Genomic DNA, 24,243 nt, shown 5'->3' with positions numbered 1-24,243 from the left:
AGCTATTGAGGGCCGGGGCCCAGCACCGCCATGTCGCCGACATGGGCGCGGTTGTGCTTGATCCGTTCGGCGATGCGCCAGCCGGCGGGGGTGCGGACCCAGCGATCCCGATAATCGCCCAGGGTGCGGAAGGTGAGGTGGGCGCGATCGCCAAGGCCGACATGCATGTCCGCCACATAGGCGCTGCTCGTCGCGGCATCGCCGTCCACATCGATCACGACATTGGCGAGAAGATGCTGGGTGGGGCCGCAACCATCGAGGAAGCTGCGCATTTCCGTGACGATCGCCGCCCGGCCGAAGCGACGGCCGATGCCGTAATCGGCCTCCGCATCCTCCAGCAGCACATCATCGAGGCGGTGCCATTCGCGCCGGTCCATCGCCTCCGCGAAGCGGCAGAGCTGGCGGTAGATGGCGCGTTCGTCGAGGAGAAGCTGGAGAATAATGGATTCGGACATGGGGTGAGCGTCCATCGCCATCGCCTGCGCGTCCAGCCCGGCGAGGACGGGAGCGCGGCCCTAAAGCGGCGGGAAGGCCACGATCTTCAGATCAGCTCGCTTAGACCGAGGAAGTCCAGCAGCGCCGCGCGCGCGGCCTCGGCCTGAACCCAGAGATCGGGCGAGGCGAGGTCCTGCGGGGCGATCGCCTCCGGCCAGTGGTGTTCGACCAGGGCGGCGATGGCATCGAGCCGCGCGGGATCGACCAGGAAGCGCGGGTCGATCGTCGCCGGGTCGGCCGCGACGCGCAGGCGCAGGCAGGCGGGGCCGCCGCCGTTGGACATGGATTCGCGCACGTCCACCAGCTCCAGCCGCCGGATCGGGCCGTTGCCGGCGACCATATCGTTGAGCCAGGCCCAGACGGCGGGCGTATCCCGCGCCTCGGTGGGCAGGATCAGCGCGCTTTCGCCGGTTGGCAGGGTGACGAGCTGGGCGTTGAACAGGTAGGAGCGGATCGCATCGGCAAGGCTGACGCGGGCGGCGGGGACCTCGACGATCTCGACATCGGGCATCAGCCGGCGAAGGTCCGCGTAGAAGCGGTCCTTGTCCGCGAATGCCTGTTCGTGGGCGAAGAGGACGCGGCCGTCGGCGACCGCGACGACATCGTTGTGGAAGGCCCCGGCGGCGATCGCTTCTTCCGACTGGGCGGCGAAGAGGGTGCGGGACGGATCGAGGCCGTGGAGGCGGGCCACCGCCCGGCTGGCTTCGATATGCTGGCGGGCGGGGAAGGGGCCGCCTTTCTCGCCATAGACGAAAATCTCGACGCCGGGCGATCCGTGGCTGGGGGCGATCCGCATGTGATTGGCGGCGCCTTCATCGCCGAAGGGCGGCGGCACGGGGCCGTGGACGGCGAAATGCGCGGCATCGGCGAAGGCCAGCCGCAACTGGGCGAGCGTCCCCTGCCATTCATGGCTGCGATGCGGCATGGTGACGAGATTGGCGACGGTCAGGTGGCAGCGGCTGTCCGCCGTGTCGGGCGCGGGCGATACCGTGGCGGCATTCGCGGCCCACATCGGCGAGGCGGAAAGGGCGTTGGCGAGGAGGCCGGGATCGGCATCCTCCGCCGTGGTGCCCAGCGAAGCCAGCCAGGCGCGATCGGGCCGGCGATGGGGCGGCAATATCCCCTGCGGCAGCCCCAAGGCGAGGTTGGCGCGCATCTTGGCGATGCCCTGGAGCGCGGCCGCGCGGGGATGCGAGGTGCGGCCGGCATTGGCGGTGGCGGCGAGATTGCCGAGGCTGAGCCCGGCATAATTGTGGGTGGGGCCGACGATGCCGTCGAAATTGATCTCGGTGATCGCCNTGGTTCAGCGCGCCACGAAGGCGATGGCATCGCCGGCCGCGACGCCGAGCAGATCGGCGGCCCGGCGATCGATGGTGGCGCGGCCGTCCGCCTCCACATCAACCTGGGCGTAGCAGGCGCGGAAATCGGCGAGGTGGCCGGTTGCGGCGAGCACGTTTATCCCCTCCTCGGCATCGATGCTGCGCAGATTGGCGTCGGCCGCGTCGCGGATCGAGCGGATATCGTCGATCGAGGCGGCCATGGTGGGGCCGCCATCGAAGATGTCGACATAGCCTTCGTAGCGGAAGCCTTCATTCTCCAGCATCCGCATGGCGGCGCGGCCGCTGGGATGCGGCAGGCCGATCACCGATCGCGCGCTTTCCGGCAGCATGGCGGTGTAGATCGGGTGCTTGGGCATCAGATCGGCGATGAACTGGTTGCCGTGGACGGCGTTGAAGGCATCCGCCTCCTGGAAGTTCATGCCGAAGAATTTGCCGGCCAGCCCGTCCCAGAAGGGCGAGCCGCCGGCCTCGTCGATCACGCCGCGCAGCTCCGCCAGCACCCGCTTGCCGAAGCGTGCGCGATGCTGGCGGATGAAGAGGTAGCGGCTGCGGGCCAGCAGCAGGCCCAGCCCGCCGGCGCGTTCGCGCGGGTGGAGGAAGAGGCCGCCCACTTCCGAATAGCCTTCATAATCGGTGGTGAGCGTGAGCATTTCCGCGCGAAAGGTGCGGTTCAGCTCCTGCGAGGTCTGGGTGAGCGTGCCGAGCCGGTAGCTGTAGAAGGGCCAGTGCTGGCCGACCTTGGCGAAGATCTGCGCGGTGCCGGCGACCTTGCCGGTCAGCGTATCTTCCAGGATCAGCACATAGAGATCGTCCCCCTCGACATCCTCCGCCTTGGCGAAGGCGGCGGCCGAACGTTCGAGCTTGGCGGCAAGCGACGGGCGATCCGCGGGCAGGTTGGTGAAGCCGCCGCCGGTGAGCTTGGCCATGTCGTAGAGCGAATCGAGATCCGACGGGCGGGACGGGCGGATGACGAAGCTCATGCGTGGCGCCCCGCGGCAAGGCGAAGCAGGACGAGGGCGGACAGGCGGGCGCGTTCGCCCAGCGAATCGACGATCAGATATTCCTCCCCGGAATGTATCGCGCCGCCGCGGACGCCCATGGTATCGACCACGGGCACGCCGCAGGCGGCGATGTTGTTGCCGTCACATACCCCGCCGGTGGGCTTCCAGCCAAGCTTCAGGCCCAGATCGGCGCCGCAATCGCGGACCAGCGCGTAAAGCCGCTCGGCAGCGGCATCCATCGGCTTGGGCGGACGGCCGAAGCCGCCGTGGAGATGGATGGAGACGCCATGCTCGGCCGCGACCTCGGCGATGACGGCATCGATGATCGCCCTCGCCTGGGCTTCGTCCTGTGGCGTGGCGGGGCGCAGGTTGAAGCGCAGGATTGCGTGATCCGGCACGACATTGTTGGGGCCGCCGCCATCGATCCTGGCCGGATTGACGGAAAGGCCGGCACGCGCGGCGCGGGCGAGGCGGAGCGCGCAATCGGCGGCGGCGACGATGGCGTTGCGCCCGTCTTCCGGGTTGCGGCCGGCATGGGCGGCCCGGCCGGTGATCACGGCCGAGAAGTTGCCGCTGCCGGGCCGCGCGCCGGCCAGCGTGCCATCGGGCAGGGCGGAAGGTTCATAGGTGAGTGCCGCCGCCTTGCCCCGCGCGGCGCGGGCGATCAGCGGGGCGGAGCCGGCCGATCCCACTTCCTCGTCGCTGTTGATGACCACCTCATAGCCGATACGCGGCGCAAGCGGGCTGGCTTCGATGGCGGACAGGGCCGCGAGCATTACGGCGATGCCGCCCTTCATGTCGGCCACGCCGGGGCCGTTCAGCGTGCCATCCGGCAGCCAGCGCAGCGCCTGGAAGGGATGATCGGCGGCGAATACCGTATCCATATGGCCGGTGAGCAGGATCTGGACGGGCGCATCGGGGCGGACGGCAAGGTGGAGGTTGCGGCCGTGGGCGATGGCGACGCGGGCGCCGTCGGCCGCCACGGCATCCGCCGGCGCCGCTTCGAGGAGCCCGACATCGCCCGGCAGGGCGGCGAAGGCCGAGGCCAGTTCCTCCGCCATCAGGGCAAGGCCCGCAAGGTTGCGCGATCCGCTGTTGATGGCGGCCCAGCGTTCCACCTGGGCCAGCATGGGCGCGGCCGCCGCGCGTTCGAGGATATGGGCTTCCTCGCGATCGAAGGGGGCGGGGTGGTTCATGCCCGCGATCCTAGCGATCAGGGGAGACTTGCGTCACCCCCGACTTCCGTGCAGGATTTGATCCGCCGATGAGAGCGCAAACGCCAGCGGCTGCCGGGAGAGGATGACGAAATGCGCATTTATGCCGTGGCGGGGCTGTTGCTCTGCTCTGTTTCCATGATGATCTCGGGGCCGGCCATGGCCCAGAATAGCGGCTATCAGCTGCTGGTGGAAAACGGCGTCGATGCGATAGCGGTGCGGCACGTGATCGCCGACCGCCTGGGCGAGCCGGCGGCAACCGGTTCGATCTCAAGGCAAATCCTGAACGACCCGCAGAGCATGGCGCGGCTGCGCGCCGATGCGGCGGGCCGGCAGACGATCGTCGTCGGCGCGCCGGACCTGATCCGGGCAATGGGCGGAGGCGCCGGCGGCGTTCGCCGGATCAGCACCGATCTGGCCCGCGTGCTGCCGGCCGAAACGCTGGCCGTCGCGCGAATCGACTGATTCGCGGCGGCGCGGGGTTGCATGCCCCGCGTGGATTGCCGATATAGGCGGAGCCTGCTCCTCCCCAGAAAAGGCGTTCGATGGCGTGCCGCTTGAGGCGGCATGATCGCGCGTGGTTTTCATTGGGAGTCGAGATCGCATGCCAGCCTATGTCCAGCGCGCCGGACTGCGCATAGCCGAGCCGTTGAGCCATTTCATCGAGACCAGGGCCTTGCCCGGCACGGGAATGGAGGCCGCCGCCTTCTGGGCGGAGGTGGCCGGGCTGTTCGCGCGATTCGCCCCGGAAAACCGCGCCCTGCTGGCGAAGCGGGACAGGATGCAGGCCGAGATCGATCGCTGGCACGAATTGCGGGCGGGCAAGCCGATCGATGCCGGGGAATATCGCGCCTTCCTGCGATCGATCGGCTATCTGGCCGACGAGCCCGCTCCGTTCGAGATCGGCACCCGGCAGGTCGACGAGGAGGTGGCCCGGATGGCGGGGCCGCAGCTCGTCGTCCCGGTGCTCAACGCGCGCTTCCTGCTGAATGCGGCCAATGCCCGCTGGGGAAGCCTGTATGACGCGCTCTACGGCACCGATGCGCTGCCCGGCGCGGCGAAGCCCGGTGGCTATGATGCCGAACGCGGCGCCGCCGTGATTGCGCGGGCCAAGGCGTTCCTGGACGAGGCCGTGCCGCTGGCTTCCGGGCAATGGGCCGATTTCGCGGGCGGCGAGCCCGTCCTCGCCGATCCGGCGCAATTGGTGGGCCGCAAGCCGGGCGGGCTGCTGTTCCGGCATAACGGCCTGCACATCGAGCTTCGCATCGATCCCGAAAGCCCGATCGGCGCGACCGATCCGGCCGGCATTGCCGATGTCGTCCTGGAAGCGGCGCTGACCACGATCGTGGATCTGGAGGATTCGGTCGCCGCCGTGGATGCCGAGGACAAGGTGGCGGCCTATGCCAACTGGCTGGGGCTGATGCAGGGCGATCTTGCCGCCAGCTTCGACAAGGGCGGCCGGACGATGACCCGCGCGCTGGAGGAGGACCGAGCCTGGACCGCGCCCGGCGGCACCGATTTCACCCTGCCGGGCCGCAGCCTGCTGTTCGTGCGCAATGTCGGCCATCTGATGACGACATCGGCGGTGCTGCTGCCGGACGGCACGGAGGCGCCGGAGGGCATATTGGACGGCATCGTCACCAGCCTGATCGCGATGCACGACCTGGCCGGGCACGGCCGTTTCCGCAACAGCCGGGCGGGATCGGTCTATATCGTCAAGCCCAAGATGCACGGGCCGGAGGAGGCGGGCTTCACCGATCGGCTGTTCGACGCGATCGAGGATATGCTGGGCCTCGCCCGCCACACGCTGAAAGTGGGGGTGATGGACGAGGAGCGGCGGACCTCCGCCAACCTCGCGGCCTGCATCCACGCGGTGCGCGATCGGATCGCCTTCATCAACACTGGCTTCCTCGATCGCACGGGCGACGAGATCCATACGTCGATGCAGGCGGGGCCGATGATCCGCAAGAGCGAGATGAAGGGCGCGGCCTGGATATCCGCCTATGAGGATCGCAATGTCCGCATCGGCCTGGCCTGCGGCCTTTCGGGCCGGGCGCAGATCGGCAAGGGCATGTGGGCCGCGCCGGACCGGATGGCTGACATGCTGGCCCAGAAGATCGCCCATCCGCGCGCCGGGGCCAGCACGGCCTGGGTGCCGAGCCCGACGGCCGCGACGCTGCATGCGATGCATTACCATATGGTCGACGTGTTCGCCCGGCAGGCGGAGATCGCCCGCGAGGCAGTGCCGCCGCTGGACGGGCTGCTCACCATCCCGCTGGCGGAAGGGCGCAACTGGACGGCGGAGGAGATCGCCGAGGAGCTGGACAATAACGCCCAGGGCATATTGGGATATGTCGTCCGCTGGATCGACCAGGGGGTCGGTTGCTCCAAGGTGCCCGATATCCACGACATCGGCCTGATGGAGGATCGGGCGACGTTGCGCATATCCTCCCAGCATATCGCCAACTGGCTGCTGCATGGGGTGTGCACCGCCGAGGAGGTGGAGGCTGCGCTTCGGCGGATGGCGGCGAAGGTGGATGCCCAGAATGCCGGCGATCCGCTCTACCGCCCGATGGCGACCGAACCGGAGGAGAGCATCGCCTTCCAGGCGGCGCGCGCGCTGGTGTTCGAAGGGACGGGGCAGCCCAACGGCTATACCGAGCCGCTGCTCCATCGTTTTCGCATCGCCCGCAAGCTGGCGGACGCGGCCGAGCAGGCGGAGGCGGCCTGATCCTCCATCCGGCCGGGGCCGGCGGGCCAGTTCGCGTCTTCATCGGGGATTTTGGCCGATCCGCCGGCCCGACCATGCTTGGCAAGCCTGCCTCCGATGGCTAGGCGCTTTCATCAAGGGCATGTTCAATGATGAAGGACGGCCGGATGAGGATGGGAGCCGCCATGGGCGAGATGATGGAAACCCCCGCGAAGATCGCGGTGCCGGAAGACGTCGAGGAGGCGATCCGCACCCTGCTGCGCTGGGCGGGGGACGATCCCACGCGCGAAGGCCTGCTGGATACGCCCAAGCGCGTCGCGCGCGCGTGGAAGGAATATTGCAAGGGCTATGGCGACGATCCGGCCCGCCATCTGAGCCGCACCTTCGAGGAAGTGGGCGGTTATGACGAGATCGTGCTGCTGAAGGACATCCCCTTCCAGTCGCATTGCGAGCATCATATGGCGCCGATCATCGGCAAGGCGGCGATCGCCTATCTGCCGCGCGAGCGGGTGGTGGGCATTTCCAAGCTCGCCCGCGTGCTGCACGGCTTCGCCCGCCGGCTGCAGGTGCAGGAACGGCTGACGGCCGAGGTGGCGGACTGCATCTGGGACAATCTCGCCCCCCATGGCGTGGCGGTGGTGATCGAGGCGACGCATGCCTGCATGACCGCGCGCGGCGTGCAGACGCCGGGCGTGGTGATGACGACCAGCCGGATGATGGGCGTGTTCCGCGACGACGAACGATCGCGCGCGGAAGTGCTGAAGCTGATGGGTTATTGAGCGCGGGCGCGGCCCCCGGCCGCGCTCACGCCACCAGCGCCGGCGCGCCGCAGCGCACGCCGTTCACCCGGACGTCGGCCTGGCCGAGGTGCAGGCCAAGCAGGTCGGTAAGCGCGTTGAGCAACCCGTCGAGCGCCGGCGCGACCGGCGCCAGCGTGTTGCCGATCAACTGGCCCACCGGCCCGGTGCCGATCCCCAGGCCGATGATGTTCACGTTCAGGTTCAACCCGGAAATCAGCGAGAGCACGAGCCCCTGGACGAGGCTGTCCGACGAGACCGACTTCACGGTGCGGGCCGAAATCTCGGCGGGCGAGAAGGAGACCGTCTTCCACACCGGCGCGGTGAGATCGACCCGGGCCTGGCCGGTGACGGTGACGAGCGGCACGCTGACCAGCGGGGCTGGCCCTTCCACCAGCGGCTGCTTGTGGTTCGAGATATCCGCCGGATAGAGGTTGGCGATCGCGGCGTGGCCGATCGACGGGCGAACCAGCAGGGTGGCGCCGCCGGCGCGGCGGTTGGAACAATCGATCGCGGACAATTTGGCCTCGGCGGCGGCAAGCTCGATGAACAAGGGCAGGCGGACATTGGCGATGCCGAGCAGCGATCCGGCGGGCAGCACCTCCACCTCGATATAGACGCGGGTCTGGGCGGTGCGGATCACCGGCTCCCCCTTGGCGGTGACGGCGAGCCAGGGGGAATCGGCCGGGCGATCGCCGATGGCGAGCTTCACCGTCGTCTTGGTGATCCCGGGGATCGAGGCGCCGAGATCGAGCGCCACCTGGCGGTTGCCGTTGGCGAGCTCCAGCAGCGCGCGGGTCATATCGAAGGTGTTGACCTTCACATATTGGCCGGGGACGGCATGGTCCTGCGCGCCGATCGGACCGAGATCGATCAGCTTGTCGAGCGCGGCGGGCTTGGCGGCGGCGACGGTGGAGAGCAGCTTGCGGACGGCGGCGGCGGCATCGGTCGATCCCTGATCCTGAAGCGCATGCGCGATCGCTTCCAGCGCCTGCCCGGTGGTGAGATCGGCCGACAGCGTCTGATCGTAGGATGCGGCCGTGAGGTCGAGACTGGCGCGCAGCGCATCGGAGAAAGCGAGCAGATCGACATCGGCCTGGGCCAGCGCATTATAATCCATCACCGACAGGTTCACCTGCGATCCGGCCAGCGCGGAGAGCAGCGCATTGGCGATGCCGCCCTGCAGGCCGGCAAGGCGTGACCCGATCGAGAAGCTGGCGAGGTTGGAGCGGGCCGCGATCGCCTTGCGCTGGATCGGCGTGTGGCGCCGGCCGAGCGAGACGATGCCGAAATAGAGCCGGGCATCGGTGCCGAGCGTGACGCGCGCCGCCGAGCGATCGGAGGGGGACGGCGTGAAGCGCTGGGCCAGCGGCACCGCCGGATCGGCGCGCCAGGAGCCAAGCTCCACCTTCTGGGTGACCGGCTCCGGCAGCCGGTTCGCCTGCACCGTGGCGCGGACGGCGGCGTCCGCGTGGACGACATCGGCGACGGCGGCGATCGCCGCGGCATCCGCCACGCCCTGAAGCCTGCGGCTTTCGAAATAGATCGAGCCGAGATCGACGGCCAGCGCGAGGCAGCCGAGACAGGCCATCATCGATGCGGCGGCAAGGATGGTGACGCCGCCGCCGGCATCCCGGCGCAGCGCGGCCAGAGGGGAGGGGAAGGGGCGCATCGTCAAAGCCCCGTCAGGCGGATGGCGGCGGTGCGGCGGATGCGGCGATCGGGCAGGGGCACCAGGCCGAAGCGCAGGAAGGGATCGTCCGACGCATCATAATCCAGCGTTACCGTCATGGCGTCGCCCACCTCGTGGATCGACACCGAGGCGCGGCCGGGATCGAGGCCGGCGAGCGGGCCGATCTCCTCCGCTACGCTGGCGTGGACGAGGCTGGCGCGTTCGGCCGCGTCGAGGCCGCCGATCGCCACGCGCGCGGCGTCGTTGGCGACCTGCTGAAGCGAATGCGCCCGCCAGAAATAGCCGCCATAGGCGACGACGCCGAGCAGGATCAGCAGGAAGAGCGGTGCCACCAGCGCGAATTCCACCGCCGCCGCGCCGCGATCGCCGCGAATCGCTCCCCCGATCTTCACCTTTTTCGCCGTTGCGCCGATCATCCGATCCCTCCCGTTGCCGGTTGCGGACCAAGATAAGGCAGCGTGCTTAGAAGGCGGTTGGCGGCATTCCGCCGGGCCATGCACAATATACCGATCCATTATGGAGCAAAAGATCGGCGGATATCCGTCGCCCAGGTCCGGAATGGATATGACCGGGGCATGGCCGGAAAGTTTTCGTAAACCAAATTTTCCCAGTCATTGCGTGTTCTTTTGGTTAACTGGGGTATGGCCAATGACACATGCGATAGATCGTCTCAGCGTTACTTCGGCGGAACTGGTCCGAAAGTTCGGCCGCTGGCAGGATAGGGTGGCGACAGGGCCGTTGTTCATCACGCATCACGGCCGCGAACGGCTGGTGATGCTTTCCACCGCCAATTATCGGGCGCTGGTGGAAGGCGCGGGCGCCAGCAACGACAGCGGCCCGGACGGGGTGGATGCGGACCAGCGGCTGGAGGCGGTGGTCGATCTGATCGCGCAGGGCTTCATCGCCTTCGACGCCGATCTGGCCGTGACCCGGATGAACCCGGTGGCCGCCTGCTATCTGCGCGGGCATCGCCATCTGCTGATGGGGCGGAAGCTGGGCGAGATATACCCCGGCGTGTCCCATTCGCTGCTGGAAACCTATCTGGCGCGCGCGGTGCGATCGGGCGAGACGGGGGCGTTCGACGCGCCCTCCTTCGCTTCGCCCGATGACTGGCTGCACCTGCAGACCTTCCCGTTCGGGCGCGGTGCCGCCGTGCTTTTCCGCAATGCCGGGGACGAGGTGGAGATGCGGCGGCAGAATGTCGCGATATCGGCCGCGACGGCCGCCGCCGCCGCCCATGGCGGCATCGGCCATGGCTGGCTGAGCCCGCGCGGCACCTTCACCCGCGTGGACGATCAGCTTGCGGCGATGGCGGGCTTCACGCCGCAGACGCTGGCGGGCGTGCGCCTGACCGACATCCTGCCGCTCAAGCGCCGCGTGGAGGCGGGCGAGCGGGTGGAGGCGGTGCTGAGCGGCGCCGGCCCCGCGGCGTTCGATACCGAACTGCTCGTCAATCGCGGCGGGGAACTGCCGGTGCGCATCGGCCTGGCCGACCTGAAGGGCGAATATTCGAGCAGCGGTGCCGTGCTGGTGGTGACGCCGCTGGCGTGAGCGCGCGACGGCAGGCAGGAAAAAGGCCGCCCGGATCGCTCCGGACGGCCTTTTTCTTTCCCGCATGTGGGAGAAACGGGGGATCAGCCCTCCGCTTCTTCCTCGGCCGGGGCTTCCTCGGCGGCGATCTCGCCGGGTTCGGCGTTGGGATCGTAATCCTCGGTGAAGCCGGCGGCGTCGCGTTCGAACATCGAGGCCATGACGTCGACGCCCTGTTCCTGCAGCTCGGCTTCTTCCGGGCTGCGGGCGACGTTCACCTTGATCGTCACCGACACTTCCGGGTGAAGCGCGATCTTCACTTCGTGCAGGCCGATCGTCTTGATCGGGCGATCGAGCACGATCTGGCTCTTGGCGATCTTGATCGCTTCGGCTTCGAGCGCTTCCGAAAGGTCGCGGGCCGAGACCGAGCCGTAAAGGTGGCCGACGTTCGACGCCTGACGGATGAGCGTGACGGTCTTGCCGTCGATGCCCTGCGAATCGGCGACGGCGGCTTCACGACGCTGCGCGTTTTCGGCGATCAGGCGCTCGCGGTTCGCCTCGAACACCTTCTTGTTGGCTTCGTTGGCGCGGAGCGCCTTCTTGCGCGGAAGCAGGAAATTGCGGGCGTAGCCGTTCTTCACGGTCACGACATCGCCGATGGCGCCCAGCTTCTCGACGCGTTCGAGCAGGATGACTTCCATTGCGGTAAGCTCCTTACTTCACGATGTAGGGGAGAAGCCCGATGTGACGGGCGCGCTTGATCGCCTTGGCGAGTTCGCGCTGCTTCTTGGCGGAAACCGCGGTGATGCGGCTGGGAACGATCTTGCCGCGCTCGGACACGAAGCCCTGGAGCAGACGGACATCCTTATAGTCGATCCGGGGAGCGTCCTTCGCGGAGAAGGGGCAGCTCTTGCGGCGACGGAAAAACGGGCGTGCCATGTTTATGTTCTCCCTCAGGCCGCGTCACGCTCGTCGCGGTCGCGACGGGGACGATCGCCACCGCGGTCGCCGCGGCGGCTGTCACGCTCATTGCGCTCGTTACGGCGCATCATGGCGGACGGACCCTGCTCATGCGCATCGACCTTGATGGTCATGTAGCGGATGACGTCTTCGTTGATCGCGGTCTGGCGCTCCAGCTCGGCGACGACGCCCGCGGGGGCCTCGAACTCGAGCATGACATAGTGCGCCTTGCGATTCTTCGCGATGCGATAGGCGAGGCCGCGCAGGCCCCAGGTCTCGGTCTTCACGACCTTGCCCTGGCCTTCTTCGATGATCTTGGTGGCGGTTTCCGCCAGCGCGTCGACCTGGGCCTGAGCCAGATCCTGACGCGCGAGAAACACATGCTCGTACAGAGGCATGTCGCGTGTCCTTCATGTTCCGCCGATCGCTGACGACCGCGCCCATCGCGATCGCCCCTCCGGCCTTCTTCAAGACGACAAGGGCGGAAGGCGCGTGGCCTCCGCCCATGACGTGGGTGCGCCTATGCCGGAAGGCGCGGCAAAAGACAAGCGGTGAGCGGCGATCCGTCGCCATCGCCGTCCCGCCGCTCCAGTTCCGCGATCGGGGCGGCCGTGCGCTGGGCCAGCATATGTTCGCCCATATCCTCCAGCAGGCGCCGGGCGGCGATGAGGTGGCGGCGCGCGCGGGCGATCTTGCTGGGGCGCGGCGGGCAGGCGGACGGATCGCCCTCCCTCCTCATGCCGCCGAGCATGGAACGGCCGATATGGTCGAACGCTTCCAGCAGGCCCGCGCCGTCGGCCCCCGCCGTGGCGATATGTTTCTGCTGAAGGCGATTTTCCTCCCGCGACCAAAGAAATAGGCGGTAGCTGGTCATACGCTTGAACTCCACTTCCCCACTCCGCGCAGGCATATTAGTGCGGACGAGTGGCATTTGCATGTCAGCGCTGAAAAATGATGAGCGGGATGCGACGAACGGCGCGGATATGTCGTCCGATCTTGCCATCGGGCGGGCCAGTTTCTAACGCGGCGCCTTCTCAGGGACATTCAGGACGGATTCTCCAGCCATGCGCGCATTCATCTTTCCGGGGCAGGGCAGCCAGGCGGTCGGCATGGGCAAGGCGCTGGCCGACGCGAGCGCGGCTGCGCGCGAGGTGTTCCAGGAGGTGGACGAGGCGCTGGGCCAGCATCTCTTCCGCCTGATGACCGAAGGCCCCGAGGCGGACCTGACGCTGACCGAGAACGCCCAGCCGGCGATCATGGCCAATGCCATCGCCACGCTGCGCGTGCTGGAAAAGGAAGGCGGCATCCGCCTGGCCGACAAGGCCGATTATGTCGCCGGCCATTCGCTGGGCGAATATAGCGCGCTGTGCGCGGCTGGCGCGCTCGATCTCGCGACCACCGCCCGGCTGCTGAAGCGGCGGGGGCAGGCGATGCAGGCGGCCGTGCCGGTGGGCGAGGGCGCGATGGCGGCGCTGCTGGGCGCGGACCTCGACAAGGCGCGCGCGCTGGCCGAGGCGGCGGCCGAGGGCGAGGTGTGCACCGTGGCCAACGACAATGATCCCGGCCAGGTCGTGATTTCCGGCCAGCGCGGCGCGATCGAGCGGGCCGTGGCAATGGTGAAGGATCACGGCATCAAGCGCGGCGTGCTGCTGCCGGTCTCCGCCCCCTTCCATTGCCCGCTGATGCAGCCGGCGGCCGATGCCATGGCCGAGGCGCTGGCCGATGTCGATCTCCGCGCGCCGCTGGTGCCGCTCTACGCCAATGTGACGGCGGCGCCCGTCGCCGATCCGGATACGATCCGCCGGCTGCTGGTGGAGCAGGTGACGGGCACGGTGCGCTGGCGCGAGAGCATCGCGGCGATGTTCGCGGCCGGCGTGCACGATTTCGTCGAGTTCGGTGGCAAGGTGGTGGGGCCGATGGTGAAGCGCACCGCCGCCGACGCGAACGCGACCAGCGTGATCGCGATGGACGACATCGAGGCGCTGCTGAAGACTCTTTGACCGGTCCGGGCGGATGCCCGGATGCGAAGCTCGTCGGGATGACGGAAAGGAAAGCAGAATGTTCGACCTGACAGGCATGACCGCGCTGGTGACCGGCGCATCGGGCGGAATCGGATCGGCGATCGCCAAGGCGCTGGCCGGGCAGGGCGCGCGGCTGGCGGTGTCCGGCTCCAATGTCGAGAAGCTGGAGGCGTTCCGCGCCGAGCTTGGCGGCGATCATGTTGCGCTGCCGTGCAACCTGGGCGATGCGGCCGCCGTCGACGGGCTGGTGCCTGCGGCGGTGGAGGCGCTGGGCGGCAAGATCGACATCCTCGTCAACAATGCCGGCGTGACCCGCGACAACCTTGCCATGCGGATGAAGGACGAGGAATGGGATCAGGTGATCCGCATCAACCTCGAAGCCGCCTTCCGCCTGATCCGCGCGGCGGCCAAGCCGATGATGAAGGCGCGGTTCGGCCGCGTCGTCTCCATCACCTCGGTGGTGGGGCAGACGGGCAATCCGGGGCAGGCCAATTATGCCGCGTCCAAGGCAGGCCTCGTCGGCATGTCCAAGGCGCTGGCGCAGGAACTGGCCAGCCGCAACATCACCGTGAACTGCGTCGCGCCGGGTTTCATCGCATCCGCCATGACGGACGTGCTGCCGGACGCGCAGAAGGAAGCGCTGCTGGGCAAGATCCCCGCCGGCAAGCTGGGCGAAGGGGCGGATGTGGCCGCCGCCGTCGTCTATCTCGCCAGCCGCGAGGCCGGTTATGTCACCGGCCAGACGCTGCATGTGAACGGCGGCATGGCGATGATCTGAACGTGATGCGGCGCCGTTGTGCGTCGCATTGCCGCAGTGCGGGGAAGACTCCCCGCAAACCGGGCTTGTAAGTTCGAAGGAACAAACCAAGCTTGCACAGTTGAGGCCGCCCCGTTAGGCAGCGGCAAACAGACCCTAAGGAAGGTTGGGAATATGAGCGAGACCGCCGAGCGCGTGAAGAAGATCGTTGTCGAGCACCTCGGCGTCGAGGCCGACAAGGTGAACGAGGATGCGAGCTTCATCGACGATCTGGGCGCCGACAGCCTCGACATCGTCGAACTGGTGATGGCCTTCGAGGAAGAGTTCGGCGTGGAGATCCCCGACGACGCGGCCGAGAAGATCGCCACCGTGAAGGACGCGATCAGCTATATCGACGCGAACAAGGGCTGAAGGCCCGGCTGGGCTGAGCCAGCGGACCCGGCCGGATCATCCGGTCGGGCCGGGAAAAACAGCGGCNCCCCGACCCCGGCATATATTGGGGGCGCGGAGCCGCTTCGTTTTTGCCACATTGTTTTTTGAACGCATTTTTCTGATCGATTCTTGGAGGATGCCATGCGCCGCGTGGTCGTGACCGGACTGGGGCTCGTGACGCCGCTTGGGGCGGACGTCGAGACCGCCTGGGCGAATATCATCGCGTCCAAATCGGGCGCGGGCCAGATCACCCGCTTCGATGCGAGCGATTATGCCTGCACCATCGCCTGCGAAGTGAAGCGCGGCGACGGCACCAATGGAACCTTCGACGCCAACAGGCGCGTCGATCACAAGGTGCAGCGGCAGGTCGATCCGTTCATCGTCTACGGCATCGACGCCGCGAGCCAGGCGCTCGAGGATGCGGGCCTGACGGAGATGAGCGAGGCCGAGCGCCTGCGCGCCGGCTGCTCGATCGGTTCGGGCATCGGCGGCCTGCCGGGCATAGAGAGCGAATCGCTGGTGCTGGAGCATAAAGGCCCGCGCCGGGTTTCCCCGCACTTCGTGCACGGCCGGCTCATCAACCTGATTTCCGGCCAGGTTTCGATCAAATATGGCCTGATGGGGCCGAACCATGCGGTCGTCACCGCCTGCTCCACCGGCGCCCATTCCATCGGCGACGCCGCGCGGATGATCGCGATGGACGATGCCGACGTGATGCTGGCCGGCGGCGCGGAAGGTGCGATCTGCCCGATCGGTATCGCCGGCTTCGCGCAGGCGCGGGCGCTGTCCACCGCCTTCAACGCCACGCCCGAAAAGGCATCGCGCCCCTATGACCGGGATCGCGACGGCTTCGTCATGGGCGAAGGCGCGGGCGTGGTGGTGCTCGAGGAATATGAGCGCGCCAAGGCGCGCGGCGCCAAGATCTACGCGGAAGTGATCGGCTATGGCCTTTCGGGCGACGCCTATCACGTCACCGCGCCGCACCCGGAAGGATCGGGCGCCTATCGTTCGATGGAGATGGCGATCCGCAAGTCGGGGCTGTCGCTGGACGACATCGATTATATCAACGCCCACGGCACATCGACCCCGCTGGGCGACGAGCTGGAGCTGGGCGCGGTGCGCCGCCTGTTCGGCGATGCGATCGGCGGGCTTTCCATGTCCTCCACCAAATCGGCGATCGGCCACCTGCTGGGCGGCGCCGGCGCGGTCGAATCGATCTTCTGCATCCTGGCGATGCGCGACCAGATCGTGCCCCCGACCTTGAACCTCGACAATCCGAGCGAGGGCTGCGCGGGCGTCGACCTGGTGCCGCATGTCGCCAAGAAGCGGAAGGTGAAGGCCGTGCTGAACAATTCGTTCGGCTTCGGCGGCACCAACGCCTCGCTGGTGATGCGCGCGATCTGATCGGCTCCTATCGGAGGAACGGGATATGGCCCGCAAGCGCAGGCGCAAGCGTTCCTCCGGTGGCCGCATCGGCTGCCTCCTGCTGATCGTGATCGCCGTCGCGATCGGGACGGCGGGCTATTTCTGGTATGACTGGGGGATCAGCGGACCGGCGGAAAAGCCGATATCCGTTACGATCTCCGAAGGTTCCAGCCTGACGTCCGCCGCCAGGGTGCTGGAGGAGGAAGGCGCGATCCGATCGGCGCAGACCTTCTTGCGCTTCGCCCGATTCTTCGGATCGGACGCCCCGATCCGCACCGGCGAATATGAAGTGCCGGCCCATGCCAGCGGCGCGCAGATCCTGGAGATGCTGCAAAGCGGCAAGGTGAAGCAGCGTTTCGTCACCGTGCCGGAAGGCATGCCATCGATATTGGTGCGCGAGCGGCTGATGAAGGAACCGCTGCTGACCGGCGAGGTGGCGGTGCCGGCCGAGGGATCGGTGCTGCCCGACAGCTACAGCTTCGAACGCGGCGAGGCGCGTTCGGCCGTGCTGAAGCGGATGCAGGCGGCGATGGACAGGGCGCTGGCCCAGGCGTGGAAGGCGCGCAAGCCGACGACGGTGGTGAAAAGCCCGCGCGAGGCGCTGATCCTCGCTTCGATCGTCGAGAAGGAGACCGCCGTGCCGTCCGAGCGGCGCACGGTCGCCGCCGTCTATTCCAACCGGCTGCGCATCGGCATGCGCCTGCAGGCGGACCCGACCACCATCTATCCGATCACCCAGGGCAAGCCGCTGGGCCGCCGCATCCGCCAATCCGAGCTGCGGGCGGTGAACGGATATAATACCTATGCGATCGAGGGCCTGCCCGAAGGGCCGATCGCCAATCCCGGCCTGGCCTCGATCGAGGCGGTGCTCGATCCGGCGCCCAGCAAGGCGCTCTATTTCGTGGCCGACGGCAAGGGCGGCCATGTGTTCGCGGACACGCTGGAACAGCACAATGCGAATGTGCAGAAATGGTACAAGATCCGCCGCGAACGCGGTGAGATGTAGGGCGGCACCCGGCCTTCGCTACCGGTGGCCGAACCGCCACCGCATCACCGCCGATGAAGGATGATGATGCGGCGGCGTCCGGGCCGGAGCTGTTGGCGGCCCGCGCCTACGGATAGCGGACCTTGGCCTCAGGCTCCGGCGGCAGGGGGATGAATTCGGTCTCGCCCGGCACGTCGGGGAAGCGGCGTTCGCGCCAGTCCGTCTTGGCCTGTTCCAGCCGATCGGGACTGGAGGAGACGAAGTTCCAGTAGATGTAGCGCTTTTCGGGGAAAGGCTCGCCACCGACGATCATCAGGCGGGTGGGGCCGTGGGCGGTGACGACGATCTCCGCGCCGGGGCGGAAGATCACCAGTTCCGCCTCGCCGAAGCGGCCTTCCTGCCCGGCGATCGAGACGCTGCCGGAGACGACGTAGATGGCGCGTTCGACATGTTCGCGCGGGAAGGAATAGCGCGCGCCGTCAAGAAGCTGGAGATCGCCATAGACCATGTCGGACACGGTGGGGACGGGCGAGCGGGCGCCCGCGGTCGCGCCCGCGATCAGCTTCAGGGTAAGGCCCTCGCCCTCGATCTGGGGAATGGTGGCGTCGGGATGGTGGGAGAAAGCGGGCGCGGTCTCCTCCAGCGCGGTCGGCAGCGCCACCCAGGTCTGGATGCCGTAGAGCGGGCCGCCGGACGCGCGCACCTCGTCGCCGGTCCGTTCGGAATGGACGATGCCGCTGCCGGCCGTCATCCAGTTCACCGCGCCCGGACGGATCGGCTGGACCGAGCCCAGGCTGTCGCGGTGCAGGATCTCGCCTTCGAACAGATAAGTGACGGTGGCGAGGCCGATATGGGGGTGAGGACGCACGTCCAGCCCCTCGCCCGAATGGAAGGTCGCCGGCCCCATCTGGTCGAAGAAGATCATCGGGCCGACCATCCGCTTCTTGGCCGAAGGCAGCGCGCGGCGGACCTTGAAGCCATCGCCCAGATCGCGCACCGGCGGCAGGATGACATGTTCGATATCGGGAAGTTCGGACATGGGCGCTCTCTCCGTTCGGTTCAGGGGCGATCGAGGGCGGCGATCGCGCTCACCTGATTGCGGCTATAGCCGAGCGCAATCAACTCCTGACCCAGCTTTTCCACATCCTCGCCGCTACGGCGGAGCCGGCAGACGAAGCGGCGCAACGCTTCCAGCCGGGGATCGGCCAGGGGGCGGACGGCTTCCGCGCCGGTCAATGTCGTCCACAGGCGGCGGAAGCGGGAGGGCGGCTCGATGCTGCCGCAGCCGCAGCCATCCACTTCGCGCAGGCCGATCGCGACGGCCTGCCATTCGAGCTTGCTGAGCGTGGGGGCATCGGCGGGAAGGGTGGCCATGGCATCCTCCATGATCGGGTATCGGAGAAAAAGGGGGCGGGCCTTCGTGGGNGGGGGAGGGAGTGAAGGCCCGCCGGGGTGCCGGCTTTCTCAGCCGAACAGCTTGTTGGCGATTTCCGCGACGTGGCGGCCCTGGAAGCGGGCGCCGGCCAGCTCGTTCTCGCTCGGCTGGCGGGAGCCGTCGCCATTGGCGATGGTGGTGGCGCCGTAGGGCGCGCCGCCGGTTACCTCGTCATTCTTCATCTGGCCCTGGAAGCTGTAGGGCAGTCCGACGATCACCAGCCCGAAATGGAGGAGATTGGTGATGATCGAGAAGAGCGTGGTTTCCTGGCCGCCATGCTGGCTGCCGGTGGAGGTGAAGGCCGCGCCGACCTTGCCGTTGAGCTTGCCCGAGGCCCAGAGCCCGCCGGCCTGATCGAGGAAGGCGGCCATCTGGGATGAGATGCGGCCGAAGCGCGTGCCGGTGCCGACGATGATCGCGTCATAATCGGCCAGGTCGGAAACCTGCGCGATCGGGGCATCCTGATCATATTTGAAATGGTTGGCGCGGGCGAATTCCTCCGGCACGGTTTCCGGCACCCGCTTCACATCGACATGGGCGCCGGTTTCGCGCGCGCCTTCGGCGATGGCGTGCGCCATGGTTTCGACGTGCCCGTAGGTGGAATAATAGAGAACCAGAACCTTGGCCATGAATGCCTCCCTCGCTGGGAACCGCGGGTCCGCCCGGTGCGGCCCTGTTGGCGATGAGAATAGGGCTTTTCATCGTTGCGAAAATGGCCATGATCGAAACGCATCGTTTCGGATTCTTGGCATGGCATATCTCCCCGATTTCGAAGCCTGGGCGATCTTCGCCAAGGTGGCGGATCTTGGTTCCTTCTCGGCCGCGGCGGCGGACCTCAACCTTTCCAAGGCGACCATATCCAAGGCGGTGCAGCGGCTGGAGCAGCGGCTGGGCACGCCGCTTTTCCATCGCACCTCCCGCCGGCTTTCGCTGACGGAGAGCGGGCGCGCGTCGCTGGAGCGGGCGACCCGCATCCTGGCGGAAGGCGAAGCGATCGAGGAGGAGATTTCCGAACGGTCGGCCGCGCCGCGCGGGCAGGTGAAGCTGGCGGCGCCGATGTCGTTCGGGATCAAGCATCTTGGATCGATCCTGCCGGAATTCCTTGAGAAATATCCCGAGGTTTCCGTGGATGTGCGGCTGAGCGACGATTATATCGACCTGGTGGCCCAGGGGATCGACGTGGCGCTCCGCATCGGCGTGCTGGCCGATTCCTCGCTGCGCGCGCGGCGGCTTTGCGCGGTGCGGCGGCCGCTGGTGGCATCGCCCGCTTATATCCAGCGCTATGGCGCGCCGGAGCATCCCCGCGATATCGAGAGGCATCATGCCATCCTCTATTCCCACCTTGCCAATCCGACGCTGTGGCATTTCGAACATCCGCTGGAAGGCGAGGTGACGGTGCGCGCGCACGGCCAGCTTACCGTCAATAACGGCGATATCGTCGTGCCGGCGCTGCTGGAGGGGCTGGGCCTTGCGATCCAGCCGGAATTCCTGATCTGGAACGAGCTTCGATCCGGCAGGCTGATCGAACTGCTGCCGGGCTGGTCCAGCAAGCCGGCCGCGCTTCATGTGGTGACGCCGCCGGGCACGGTGCGGCCGGCGCGGGTTACGGCGCTGATCGATTTCCTGGCGCGCCGCTTCGTGCGGGCGCCATGGGCGCACGGCGTTGACGAAGAGGGAAAATGACGATGGCGTCGACGATGCGTGGGTCGGACGGGCCCACTTCCGTTTCAAGGCTGAAACATCCGGGCAAGAATCGGTTATCAATGGCTGATCTATGACAATCGCACCCACCCTGCGGCCGATCGGCGCGACGGCGTTGCTGGCCTTGCTTTCGGCCTGCGCCGTGGGGCCGGACTATCGGGCGCCGGCGCCATCGGACCTGAAGGTGCCCGAGCGTTTCCTGGCCGAGCGCCCCGGCGCCGAGATCGATCTGGCGCGCTGGTGGACCAGCTTCGACGATCCGGTGCTGACCCAGCTTGTTGATAAGTCGCTGGCCGCGAACCTTGACGTTGCGGTGGCCGGCGCGCGGCTGCGGCAGGCGCGGGCATCGCTGCGGCAGGCACAGGGCGGGGCGCTGCCCAGCCTCAGCGCCAGCGGATCGGTTTCCCGCAGCATCGGCAATGACGGGAACACCTATGTGGACCCGAGCACCGGGCAGACCATATCGCGCGGCGGCGACACCACCATCTTCCGGGCGGGCTTCGACGCATCGTGGGAGGCCGACATATTCGGCGGCATCCGCCGGTCGATCGAGGCGGCGCGGGCGAATGCGCAAAGCTCCGAGGCGAACCTGCATTTCACGCAGGTCAGCGTGGCATCCGAAGTCGGGCTCAATTACCTCGCCGCCCGGCTGGCGCAGGTGCGGCTGGATATCGCCCGCCGCAACCTCGCGACGCAGGACGAGACGGTGGAGATCGTCGGCTGGCGGGTGCAGGCGGGGCTGGTGAGCTCGCTGGACCTGGAGCAGGCCCGCCAGCTTCGCGCGAACACGGCCGCGACGATCCCCAATCTGGAGACCAGCTACAATAATGCGGTGAACCGGATCGCGGTGCTGCTGGGCGAGGCGCCGGGGGCGGTGAACGGGCTGCTGCGCGAGCCGCAGGCGGTGCCGCTGCCGCCGGAGGCGATAGGGGCGGCCATCCCGGCCGAGATCGTCCAGCGCCGGCCGGATATCGCGGCGGCCGAACGCACGCTCGCCGCCGAGACCGCGCGCATCGGCGTCGCCACCGCGCAGCTCTACCCCGCACTGCGCCTCAGCGGATCGTTCAGCGGTTCGGATACCTCGCTGGGCGACCTGCCGAGCGCGATGATCGGCAATCTGGTGGCCGGGATCACGGCGCCGATCTTCAACGGCGGCCAGATCCGCGCCCAGATCGAAGGGCAGCGGGCCAGCGCCGATGCCGCGCTGGCGACCTACCGCCAGACGGTGCTGACCGCGCTGGAGGAGGTGGAGAATGCGTTGACCGCGCTCACCAATGCCGAGCGGCGCGAGCGCGAGGTGATCGCGGCGGCGGAAGCGGCGGAGAATGCCGTGATCTATGCGCGCAGCCAGTATCGCGCCGGCCTCATCGACTTCCAGGCGCTGCTGGAATCCGAACGCAGCCTGCTTTCCGCGCAGGACAGCCGGGCATCGGCCCGCGCCGACCGCGCCAATGCGACCGTGCAGCTATACAAGGCGTTGGGGGGCGGCTGGGAGGCCGCGCCGATACCCGCGACCGCCCTTTCGACGAGGCCATGATGGACCAGCCGACCGCCAACAACAAATCCGATATCGACGCCTTTCTGGGCGTCGAGGCCGCGTCCAAGCCGCTCACCTACCTGAAATGGGCGGCGGTGGGCGTGGCCGTGCTGCTGATCGCCTGGATCCTCTGGCGCATGATCGTGGGGAGCGCGCCGCAGGTGGCCTATGCCACCCAGACGGTTCGGCGCGGCGACCTGACGGTGACGGTCTCGGCCACGGGCAACCTCCTGCCGACCAACCAGGTGGACGTGGGCTCGGAGCTTTCGGGCATGGTGACCGAGGTGTTCGTCGACAATAATGATCGGGTGACCAAGGGCCAGGTGCTGGCCAAGCTCGATACCTCCCGGCTGCAGGATTCGATCAACCAGAGCAAGGCGGCGCTCGCTTCCGCGCAGGCCAATGTGATGCAGGCCCAGGCGACGGCGGACCAGAGCCGCGCGAACCTGAACCGCCTGTTGGAGGTCTATCGCCTGTCCAAGGGCAAGGTGCCTTCCGCCACCGAGCTGGATACGGCACGGGCGGACAATGCCCGCGCGCTTGCCGGGGTGAAGACGGCCGAAGCGCAGGTGGAGCAGGCGCGCGCGCAGCTTTCGTCCGACCAGACGCAATATTCGAAGGCGCTGATCGTATCGCCGGTCAACGGCGTCGTCCTTTCCCGCCAGATCGAGCCGGGGCAGACGGTGGCGGCATCGTTCAATGCGCCGGTGCTGTTCCAGATTGCCGAGGATCTGCGCCGGATGCGGCTGGAGGTGAAGGTGGACGAGGCGGATGTGGGCCAGGTCCGCAAGGGCCAGCGCGCGACCTTCCAGGTGGATGCCTTCCCCGGCCGGACCTTCCCGGCGGTGATCGAGCGGGTCGACCTGGGCGCCAATGCCAGCAGCACATCTTCCTCCTCGACCACCACGGCAACGTCATCCAGCGTGGTCGCCTATGTCGCGCGGCTGACGGTGGCCAATGACGACGAGCTGCTCCGCCCCGGCATGACGGCGACCGCCGACATCGTGACGACGGAGAAGACCGGCGTTCTGCTGGTTCCGAACGCGGCGCTGCGCTTCACGCCCGATCGGGCCGGCGCGGGATCGCAGGGCGGCGGACTGACCAGCGTGCTGAGCCCGCGTCCGCCCCGGCGCGGCAACCGCGCAACGCGCGAGGTGAGCATCGGCCGGGGCAGCCAGCAGACCATCTACATATTGGGCCAGGACGGGAAGCCCAGGCCGATCAAGGTGACGGTGGGCGATTCCAACGGCAGCGAAACCGAGGTGACCGGCCCCGACATCAAACAGGGCATGGACGTGATCACCGGGCAGCTCGCCGCCGGGCAGGTCAGCGAGAAGCGGGGCGGATCACGCGGAAGCGGCGGCGAGGGCGGCAATGGCCAGGCCCCTGCCGTCCCCGCCTCTGCGGGCGGCGCCGACGACCAGAATGGCGGCAGGCCGGCATCCGGCGGCGCAAACCGCCCGGCAGGGCGGCAGGCGGGCGGGGCCGATGGCGAGTGAGCCGCTGATCCGTCTGCGCAGCGTCGTCAAGACGTTCGGCAGCGGCGCCACCGCCTTCCAGGCGCTGCGGGGGATCGACCTGGATATAGAGGAGGGCGATTTCGTCGCGATCATGGGGCCGTCCGGTTCCGGCAAGTCGACGATGATGAACATCCTCGGCTGCCTCGACGTGCCGACCGAAGGCGAGTTCCTGTTCCGCGGCCACCATGTCGAATCTCTGGATCGCGACCAGCGGGCGCTGCTGCGGCGGCGCTATCTGGGTTTCGTGTTCCAGGGCTTCAACCTGCTGGCCCGCACCAGCGCGCTCGAGAATGTGGAGCTGCCGCTGCTCTATCGCGGGGAGGACGGGAAGACGCGGCGGGAAATGGGCATGGCGGCGCTGGACAAGGTGGGCCTAGCCGACTGGTGGGATCACACCCCGGCCGAGCTTTCCGGCGGGCAGCAGCAGCGCGTGGCCATCGCCCGCGCGATCGTCACCCATCCGCAGGTTCTGCTGGCCGACGAGCCGACCGGCAATCTGGACAGCGCGCGATCGGTGGAGATCATGGAGTTGCTGACGGGCCTGAACCGTTCCAGCGGCATCACCGTGCTGATGGTGACGCATGAGCCCGACATGGCGGCCTATGCCCACACCATCGTCCATTTCAAGGACGGGCTGATCGAGCGGATCGACCACGGGGCGCTGACATCATGAACCTCCACACCCCCGAG

Annotated in this window: 26 protein-coding genes; 13 read left to right on the top strand and 13 right to left on the bottom strand. The window is 67.9% G+C overall.

Annotated features, from left to right (window positions below; translation table 11 throughout):
• Window positions 1-2: 2 nt before the first annotated feature.
• From BHE75_RS12255 to BHE75_RS12240, 4 genes are all read right to left on the bottom strand, one after another.
• Window positions 3-455: a nuclear transport factor 2 family protein gene (locus tag BHE75_RS12255; protein ID WP_015457120.1), complete on the bottom strand. Its 453-nt coding sequence runs from the start codon at window positions 453-455 to the stop codon at window positions 3-5.
• 86 nt (window positions 456-541) lie between these two features.
• Complete coding sequence (locus tag BHE75_RS12250; protein ID WP_070934030.1) at window positions 542-1,789, bottom strand: N-succinylarginine dihydrolase; 1,248 nt, start codon at window positions 1,787-1,789, stop codon at window positions 542-544.
• Window positions 1,790-1,798: 9 nt separating this feature from the next.
• The gene (locus tag BHE75_RS12245) at window positions 1,799-2,815 is read right to left on the bottom strand and encodes an arginine N-succinyltransferase (RefSeq protein WP_070934029.1); all 1,017 of its coding nucleotides are present in this window, start codon (window positions 2,813-2,815) and stop codon (window positions 1,799-1,801) included.
• The gene (locus BHE75_RS12240; protein WP_070934028.1) at window positions 2,812-4,032 is read right to left on the bottom strand and encodes a hydrolase; all 1,221 of its coding nucleotides are present in this window, start codon (window positions 4,030-4,032) and stop codon (window positions 2,812-2,814) included. The genes BHE75_RS12245 and BHE75_RS12240 overlap by 4 nt, the downstream gene beginning before the upstream one ends.
• A 111-nt stretch (window positions 4,033-4,143) precedes the next feature.
• Here BHE75_RS12240 and BHE75_RS12235 point away from each other — a divergent pair, with 111 nt between their 5' ends.
• The 3 genes from BHE75_RS12235 (at window position 4,144) to folE (ending at window position 7,539) form a co-directional block, all read left to right on the top strand.
• The gene (locus BHE75_RS12235) at window positions 4,144-4,515 is read left to right on the top strand and encodes a hypothetical protein (RefSeq protein ID WP_070934027.1); all 372 of its coding nucleotides are present in this window, start codon (window positions 4,144-4,146) and stop codon (window positions 4,513-4,515) included.
• Window positions 4,516-4,654: 139 nt separating this feature from the next.
• Complete coding sequence (locus tag BHE75_RS12230; RefSeq protein WP_070934026.1) at window positions 4,655-6,781, top strand: malate synthase G; 2,127 nt, start codon at window positions 4,655-4,657, stop codon at window positions 6,779-6,781.
• A gap of 152 nt (window positions 6,782-6,933) precedes the next feature.
• On the top strand, window positions 6,934-7,539 hold the full coding sequence (folE, locus tag BHE75_RS12225) for a GTP cyclohydrolase I FolE (protein ID WP_041865068.1): 606 nt from the start codon (window positions 6,934-6,936) through the stop codon (window positions 7,537-7,539).
• Window positions 7,540-7,564: 25 nt separating this feature from the next.
• On the opposite strand, the gene BHE75_RS12220 is transcribed toward folE, so the two are convergent.
• Both BHE75_RS12220 and BHE75_RS12215 read right to left on the bottom strand, forming a co-directional pair.
• On the bottom strand, window positions 7,565-9,229 hold the full coding sequence (locus BHE75_RS12220) for a pilus assembly protein TadG-related protein (RefSeq protein ID WP_070934025.1): 1,665 nt from the start codon (window positions 9,227-9,229) through the stop codon (window positions 7,565-7,567).
• Between the two features lie 2 nt (window positions 9,230-9,231).
• A complete protein-coding gene (locus BHE75_RS12215; RefSeq protein ID WP_070934024.1) occupies window positions 9,232-9,666 on the bottom strand; it encodes a TadE/TadG family type IV pilus assembly protein in 435 nt (144 codons plus the stop codon).
• 232 nt (window positions 9,667-9,898) lie between these two features.
• Between BHE75_RS12215 and BHE75_RS12210 the strand changes: the two genes are divergently transcribed.
• Complete coding sequence (locus BHE75_RS12210; protein WP_015457111.1) at window positions 9,899-10,801, top strand: PAS domain-containing protein; 903 nt, start codon at window positions 9,899-9,901, stop codon at window positions 10,799-10,801.
• Between the two features lie 83 nt (window positions 10,802-10,884).
• Here the strand turns inward: BHE75_RS12210 and rplI are convergent, their stop codons facing one another.
• The 4 genes from rplI to BHE75_RS12190 all read right to left on the bottom strand — a co-directional run bounded on the left by rplI (window position 10,885) and on the right by BHE75_RS12190 (window position 12,614).
• Entirely contained in the window at window positions 10,885-11,481 is a 597-nt protein-coding gene (gene rplI, locus BHE75_RS12205) for a 50S ribosomal protein L9 (protein ID WP_015457110.1), read from the bottom strand.
• Between the two features lie 13 nt (window positions 11,482-11,494).
• The gene (rpsR, locus tag BHE75_RS12200; RefSeq protein ID WP_010125005.1) at window positions 11,495-11,719 is read right to left on the bottom strand and encodes a 30S ribosomal protein S18; all 225 of its coding nucleotides are present in this window, start codon (window positions 11,717-11,719) and stop codon (window positions 11,495-11,497) included.
• 14 nt (window positions 11,720-11,733) lie between these two features.
• Window positions 11,734-12,138 carry a 30S ribosomal protein S6 gene (gene rpsF, locus BHE75_RS12195; RefSeq protein WP_015457109.1) on the bottom strand — a complete coding sequence of 135 codons (405 nt, stop codon included), beginning with the start codon at window positions 12,136-12,138 and terminating at the stop codon, window positions 11,734-11,736.
• 122 nt (window positions 12,139-12,260) lie between these two features.
• Window positions 12,261-12,614: a hypothetical protein gene (locus BHE75_RS12190; protein WP_015457108.1), complete on the bottom strand. Its 354-nt coding sequence runs from the start codon at window positions 12,612-12,614 to the stop codon at window positions 12,261-12,263.
• A 190-nt stretch (window positions 12,615-12,804) separates the two neighbouring features.
• Here BHE75_RS12190 and fabD point away from each other — a divergent pair, with 190 nt between their 5' ends.
• From fabD to mltG, 5 genes are all read left to right on the top strand, one after another.
• Entirely contained in the window at window positions 12,805-13,740 is a 936-nt protein-coding gene (fabD, locus tag BHE75_RS12185; protein ID WP_015457107.1) for an ACP S-malonyltransferase, read from the top strand.
• Window positions 13,741-13,798: 58 nt separating this feature from the next.
• On the top strand, window positions 13,799-14,539 hold the full coding sequence (gene fabG / locus BHE75_RS12180) for a 3-oxoacyl-[acyl-carrier-protein] reductase (protein WP_015457106.1): 741 nt from the start codon (window positions 13,799-13,801) through the stop codon (window positions 14,537-14,539).
• Window positions 14,540-14,692: 153 nt separating this feature from the next.
• The gene (locus BHE75_RS12175) at window positions 14,693-14,929 is read left to right on the top strand and encodes an acyl carrier protein (protein WP_015457105.1); all 237 of its coding nucleotides are present in this window, start codon (window positions 14,693-14,695) and stop codon (window positions 14,927-14,929) included.
• Between the two features lie 162 nt (window positions 14,930-15,091).
• Complete coding sequence (gene fabF / locus BHE75_RS12170; protein WP_070935812.1) at window positions 15,092-16,354, top strand: beta-ketoacyl-ACP synthase II; 1,263 nt, start codon at window positions 15,092-15,094, stop codon at window positions 16,352-16,354.
• Window positions 16,355-16,379: 25 nt separating this feature from the next.
• Window positions 16,380-17,381 (top strand): endolytic transglycosylase MltG, encoded by a 1,002-nt coding sequence (gene mltG / locus BHE75_RS12165; protein ID WP_015457103.1) that lies wholly within the window; start codon window positions 16,380-16,382, stop codon window positions 17,379-17,381.
• Window positions 17,382-17,487: 106 nt separating this feature from the next.
• Here mltG and BHE75_RS12160 read toward each other — a convergent pair whose 3' ends face one another.
• The 3 genes from BHE75_RS12160 to wrbA form a co-directional block, all read right to left on the bottom strand.
• Window positions 17,488-18,399 (bottom strand): pirin family protein, encoded by a 912-nt coding sequence (locus BHE75_RS12160; protein WP_070934023.1) that lies wholly within the window; start codon window positions 18,397-18,399, stop codon window positions 17,488-17,490.
• 20 nt (window positions 18,400-18,419) lie between these two features.
• Complete coding sequence (locus BHE75_RS12155; protein WP_139181714.1) at window positions 18,420-18,734, bottom strand: hypothetical protein; 315 nt, start codon at window positions 18,732-18,734, stop codon at window positions 18,420-18,422.
• Window positions 18,735-18,824: 90 nt separating this feature from the next.
• Window positions 18,825-19,424, bottom strand: a complete 600-nt coding sequence (gene wrbA, locus BHE75_RS12150) for an NAD(P)H:quinone oxidoreductase (RefSeq protein WP_070934021.1) — start codon at window positions 19,422-19,424, stop codon at window positions 18,825-18,827.
• 121 nt (window positions 19,425-19,545) lie between these two features.
• On the opposite strand from wrbA, the gene BHE75_RS12145 reads away from it, so the two are divergent.
• The 4 genes from BHE75_RS12145 (at window position 19,546) to BHE75_RS12130 (ending at window position 24,226) form a co-directional block, all read left to right on the top strand.
• On the top strand, window positions 19,546-20,478 hold the full coding sequence (locus tag BHE75_RS12145; protein WP_070934020.1) for a LysR family transcriptional regulator: 933 nt from the start codon (window positions 19,546-19,548) through the stop codon (window positions 20,476-20,478).
• Between the two features lie 91 nt (window positions 20,479-20,569).
• Window positions 20,570-22,033: an efflux transporter outer membrane subunit gene (locus BHE75_RS12140; RefSeq protein WP_070934019.1), complete on the top strand. Its 1,464-nt coding sequence runs from the start codon at window positions 20,570-20,572 to the stop codon at window positions 22,031-22,033.
• A complete protein-coding gene (locus tag BHE75_RS12135; protein WP_084653155.1) occupies window positions 22,033-23,532 on the top strand; it encodes an efflux RND transporter periplasmic adaptor subunit in 1,500 nt (499 codons plus the stop codon). The genes BHE75_RS12140 and BHE75_RS12135 overlap by 1 nt, the downstream gene beginning before the upstream one ends.
• Complete coding sequence (locus tag BHE75_RS12130; protein WP_070935810.1) at window positions 23,522-24,226, top strand: ABC transporter ATP-binding protein; 705 nt, start codon at window positions 23,522-23,524, stop codon at window positions 24,224-24,226. Before BHE75_RS12135 ends, BHE75_RS12130 begins: the two co-directional genes overlap by 11 nt.
• The last annotated feature ends 17 nt before the right edge of the window (window positions 24,227-24,243 follow it).

Origin of the sequence: Edaphosphingomonas haloaromaticamans, assembly GCF_001853345.1 — a bacterium.
Classification (GTDB): Bacteria; Pseudomonadota; Alphaproteobacteria; order Sphingomonadales; family Sphingomonadaceae; genus Sphingomonas_E; species Sphingomonas_E fennica.
This window is presented reverse-complemented; position numbering and strand designations above follow the sequence as displayed.

Excerpts from the sequence above, each read along its gene's own strand:
- BHE75_RS12255 (WP_015457120.1), bottom strand. The coding sequence starts at position 455 with ATGTCCGAATCCATTATTCTCCAGCTTCTCCTCGACGAACGCGCCATC.
- BHE75_RS12230 (WP_070934026.1), top strand. The coding sequence starts at position 4,655 with ATGCCAGCCTATGTCCAGCGCGCCGGACTGCGCATAGCCGAGCCGTTG.
- BHE75_RS12235 (WP_070934027.1), top strand. The coding sequence starts at position 4,144 with ATGCGCATTTATGCCGTGGCGGGGCTGTTGCTCTGCTCTGTTTCCATG.
- BHE75_RS12160 (WP_070934023.1), bottom strand. The coding sequence starts at position 18,399 with ATGTCCGAACTTCCCGATATCGAACATGTCATCCTGCCGCCGGTGCGC.
- BHE75_RS12215 (WP_070934024.1), bottom strand. The coding sequence starts at position 9,666 with ATGATCGGCGCAACGGCGAAAAAGGTGAAGATCGGGGGAGCGATTCGC.
- BHE75_RS12210 (WP_015457111.1), top strand. The coding sequence starts at position 9,899 with ATGACACATGCGATAGATCGTCTCAGCGTTACTTCGGCGGAACTGGTC.
- rpsR (WP_010125005.1), bottom strand. The coding sequence starts at position 11,719 with ATGGCACGCCCGTTTTTCCGTCGCCGCAAGAGCTGCCCCTTCTCCGCG.
- BHE75_RS12245 (WP_070934029.1), bottom strand. The coding sequence starts at position 2,815 with ATGAGCTTCGTCATCCGCCCGTCCCGCCCGTCGGATCTCGATTCGCTC.
- fabG (WP_015457106.1), top strand. The coding sequence starts at position 13,799 with ATGTTCGACCTGACAGGCATGACCGCGCTGGTGACCGGCGCATCGGGC.
- rplI (WP_015457110.1), bottom strand. The coding sequence starts at position 11,481 with ATGGAAGTCATCCTGCTCGAACGCGTCGAGAAGCTGGGCGCCATCGGC.
- fabD (WP_015457107.1), top strand. The coding sequence starts at position 12,805 with ATGCGCGCATTCATCTTTCCGGGGCAGGGCAGCCAGGCGGTCGGCATG.
- BHE75_RS12145 (WP_070934020.1), top strand. The coding sequence starts at position 19,546 with ATGGCATATCTCCCCGATTTCGAAGCCTGGGCGATCTTCGCCAAGGTG.
- BHE75_RS12140 (WP_070934019.1), top strand. The coding sequence starts at position 20,570 with ATGACAATCGCACCCACCCTGCGGCCGATCGGCGCGACGGCGTTGCTG.
- BHE75_RS12175 (WP_015457105.1), top strand. The coding sequence starts at position 14,693 with ATGAGCGAGACCGCCGAGCGCGTGAAGAAGATCGTTGTCGAGCACCTC.
- BHE75_RS12240 (WP_070934028.1), bottom strand. The coding sequence starts at position 4,032 with ATGAACCACCCCGCCCCCTTCGATCGCGAGGAAGCCCATATCCTCGAA.
- fabF (WP_070935812.1), top strand. The coding sequence starts at position 15,092 with ATGCGCCGCGTGGTCGTGACCGGACTGGGGCTCGTGACGCCGCTTGGG.
- BHE75_RS12155 (WP_139181714.1), bottom strand. The coding sequence starts at position 18,734 with ATGGCCACCCTTCCCGCCGATGCCCCCACGCTCAGCAAGCTCGAATGG.
- rpsF (WP_015457109.1), bottom strand. The coding sequence starts at position 12,138 with ATGCCTCTGTACGAGCATGTGTTTCTCGCGCGTCAGGATCTGGCTCAG.
- BHE75_RS12135 (WP_084653155.1), top strand. The coding sequence starts at position 22,033 with ATGGACCAGCCGACCGCCAACAACAAATCCGATATCGACGCCTTTCTG.
- BHE75_RS12190 (WP_015457108.1), bottom strand. The coding sequence starts at position 12,614 with ATGACCAGCTACCGCCTATTTCTTTGGTCGCGGGAGGAAAATCGCCTT.
- BHE75_RS12130 (WP_070935810.1), top strand. The coding sequence starts at position 23,522 with ATGGCGAGTGAGCCGCTGATCCGTCTGCGCAGCGTCGTCAAGACGTTC.
- folE (WP_041865068.1), top strand. The coding sequence starts at position 6,934 with ATGGGAGCCGCCATGGGCGAGATGATGGAAACCCCCGCGAAGATCGCG.
- mltG (WP_015457103.1), top strand. The coding sequence starts at position 16,380 with ATGGCCCGCAAGCGCAGGCGCAAGCGTTCCTCCGGTGGCCGCATCGGC.
- BHE75_RS12220 (WP_070934025.1), bottom strand. The coding sequence starts at position 9,229 with ATGCGCCCCTTCCCCTCCCCTCTGGCCGCGCTGCGCCGGGATGCCGGC.
- wrbA (WP_070934021.1), bottom strand. The coding sequence starts at position 19,424 with ATGGCCAAGGTTCTGGTTCTCTATTATTCCACCTACGGGCACGTCGAA.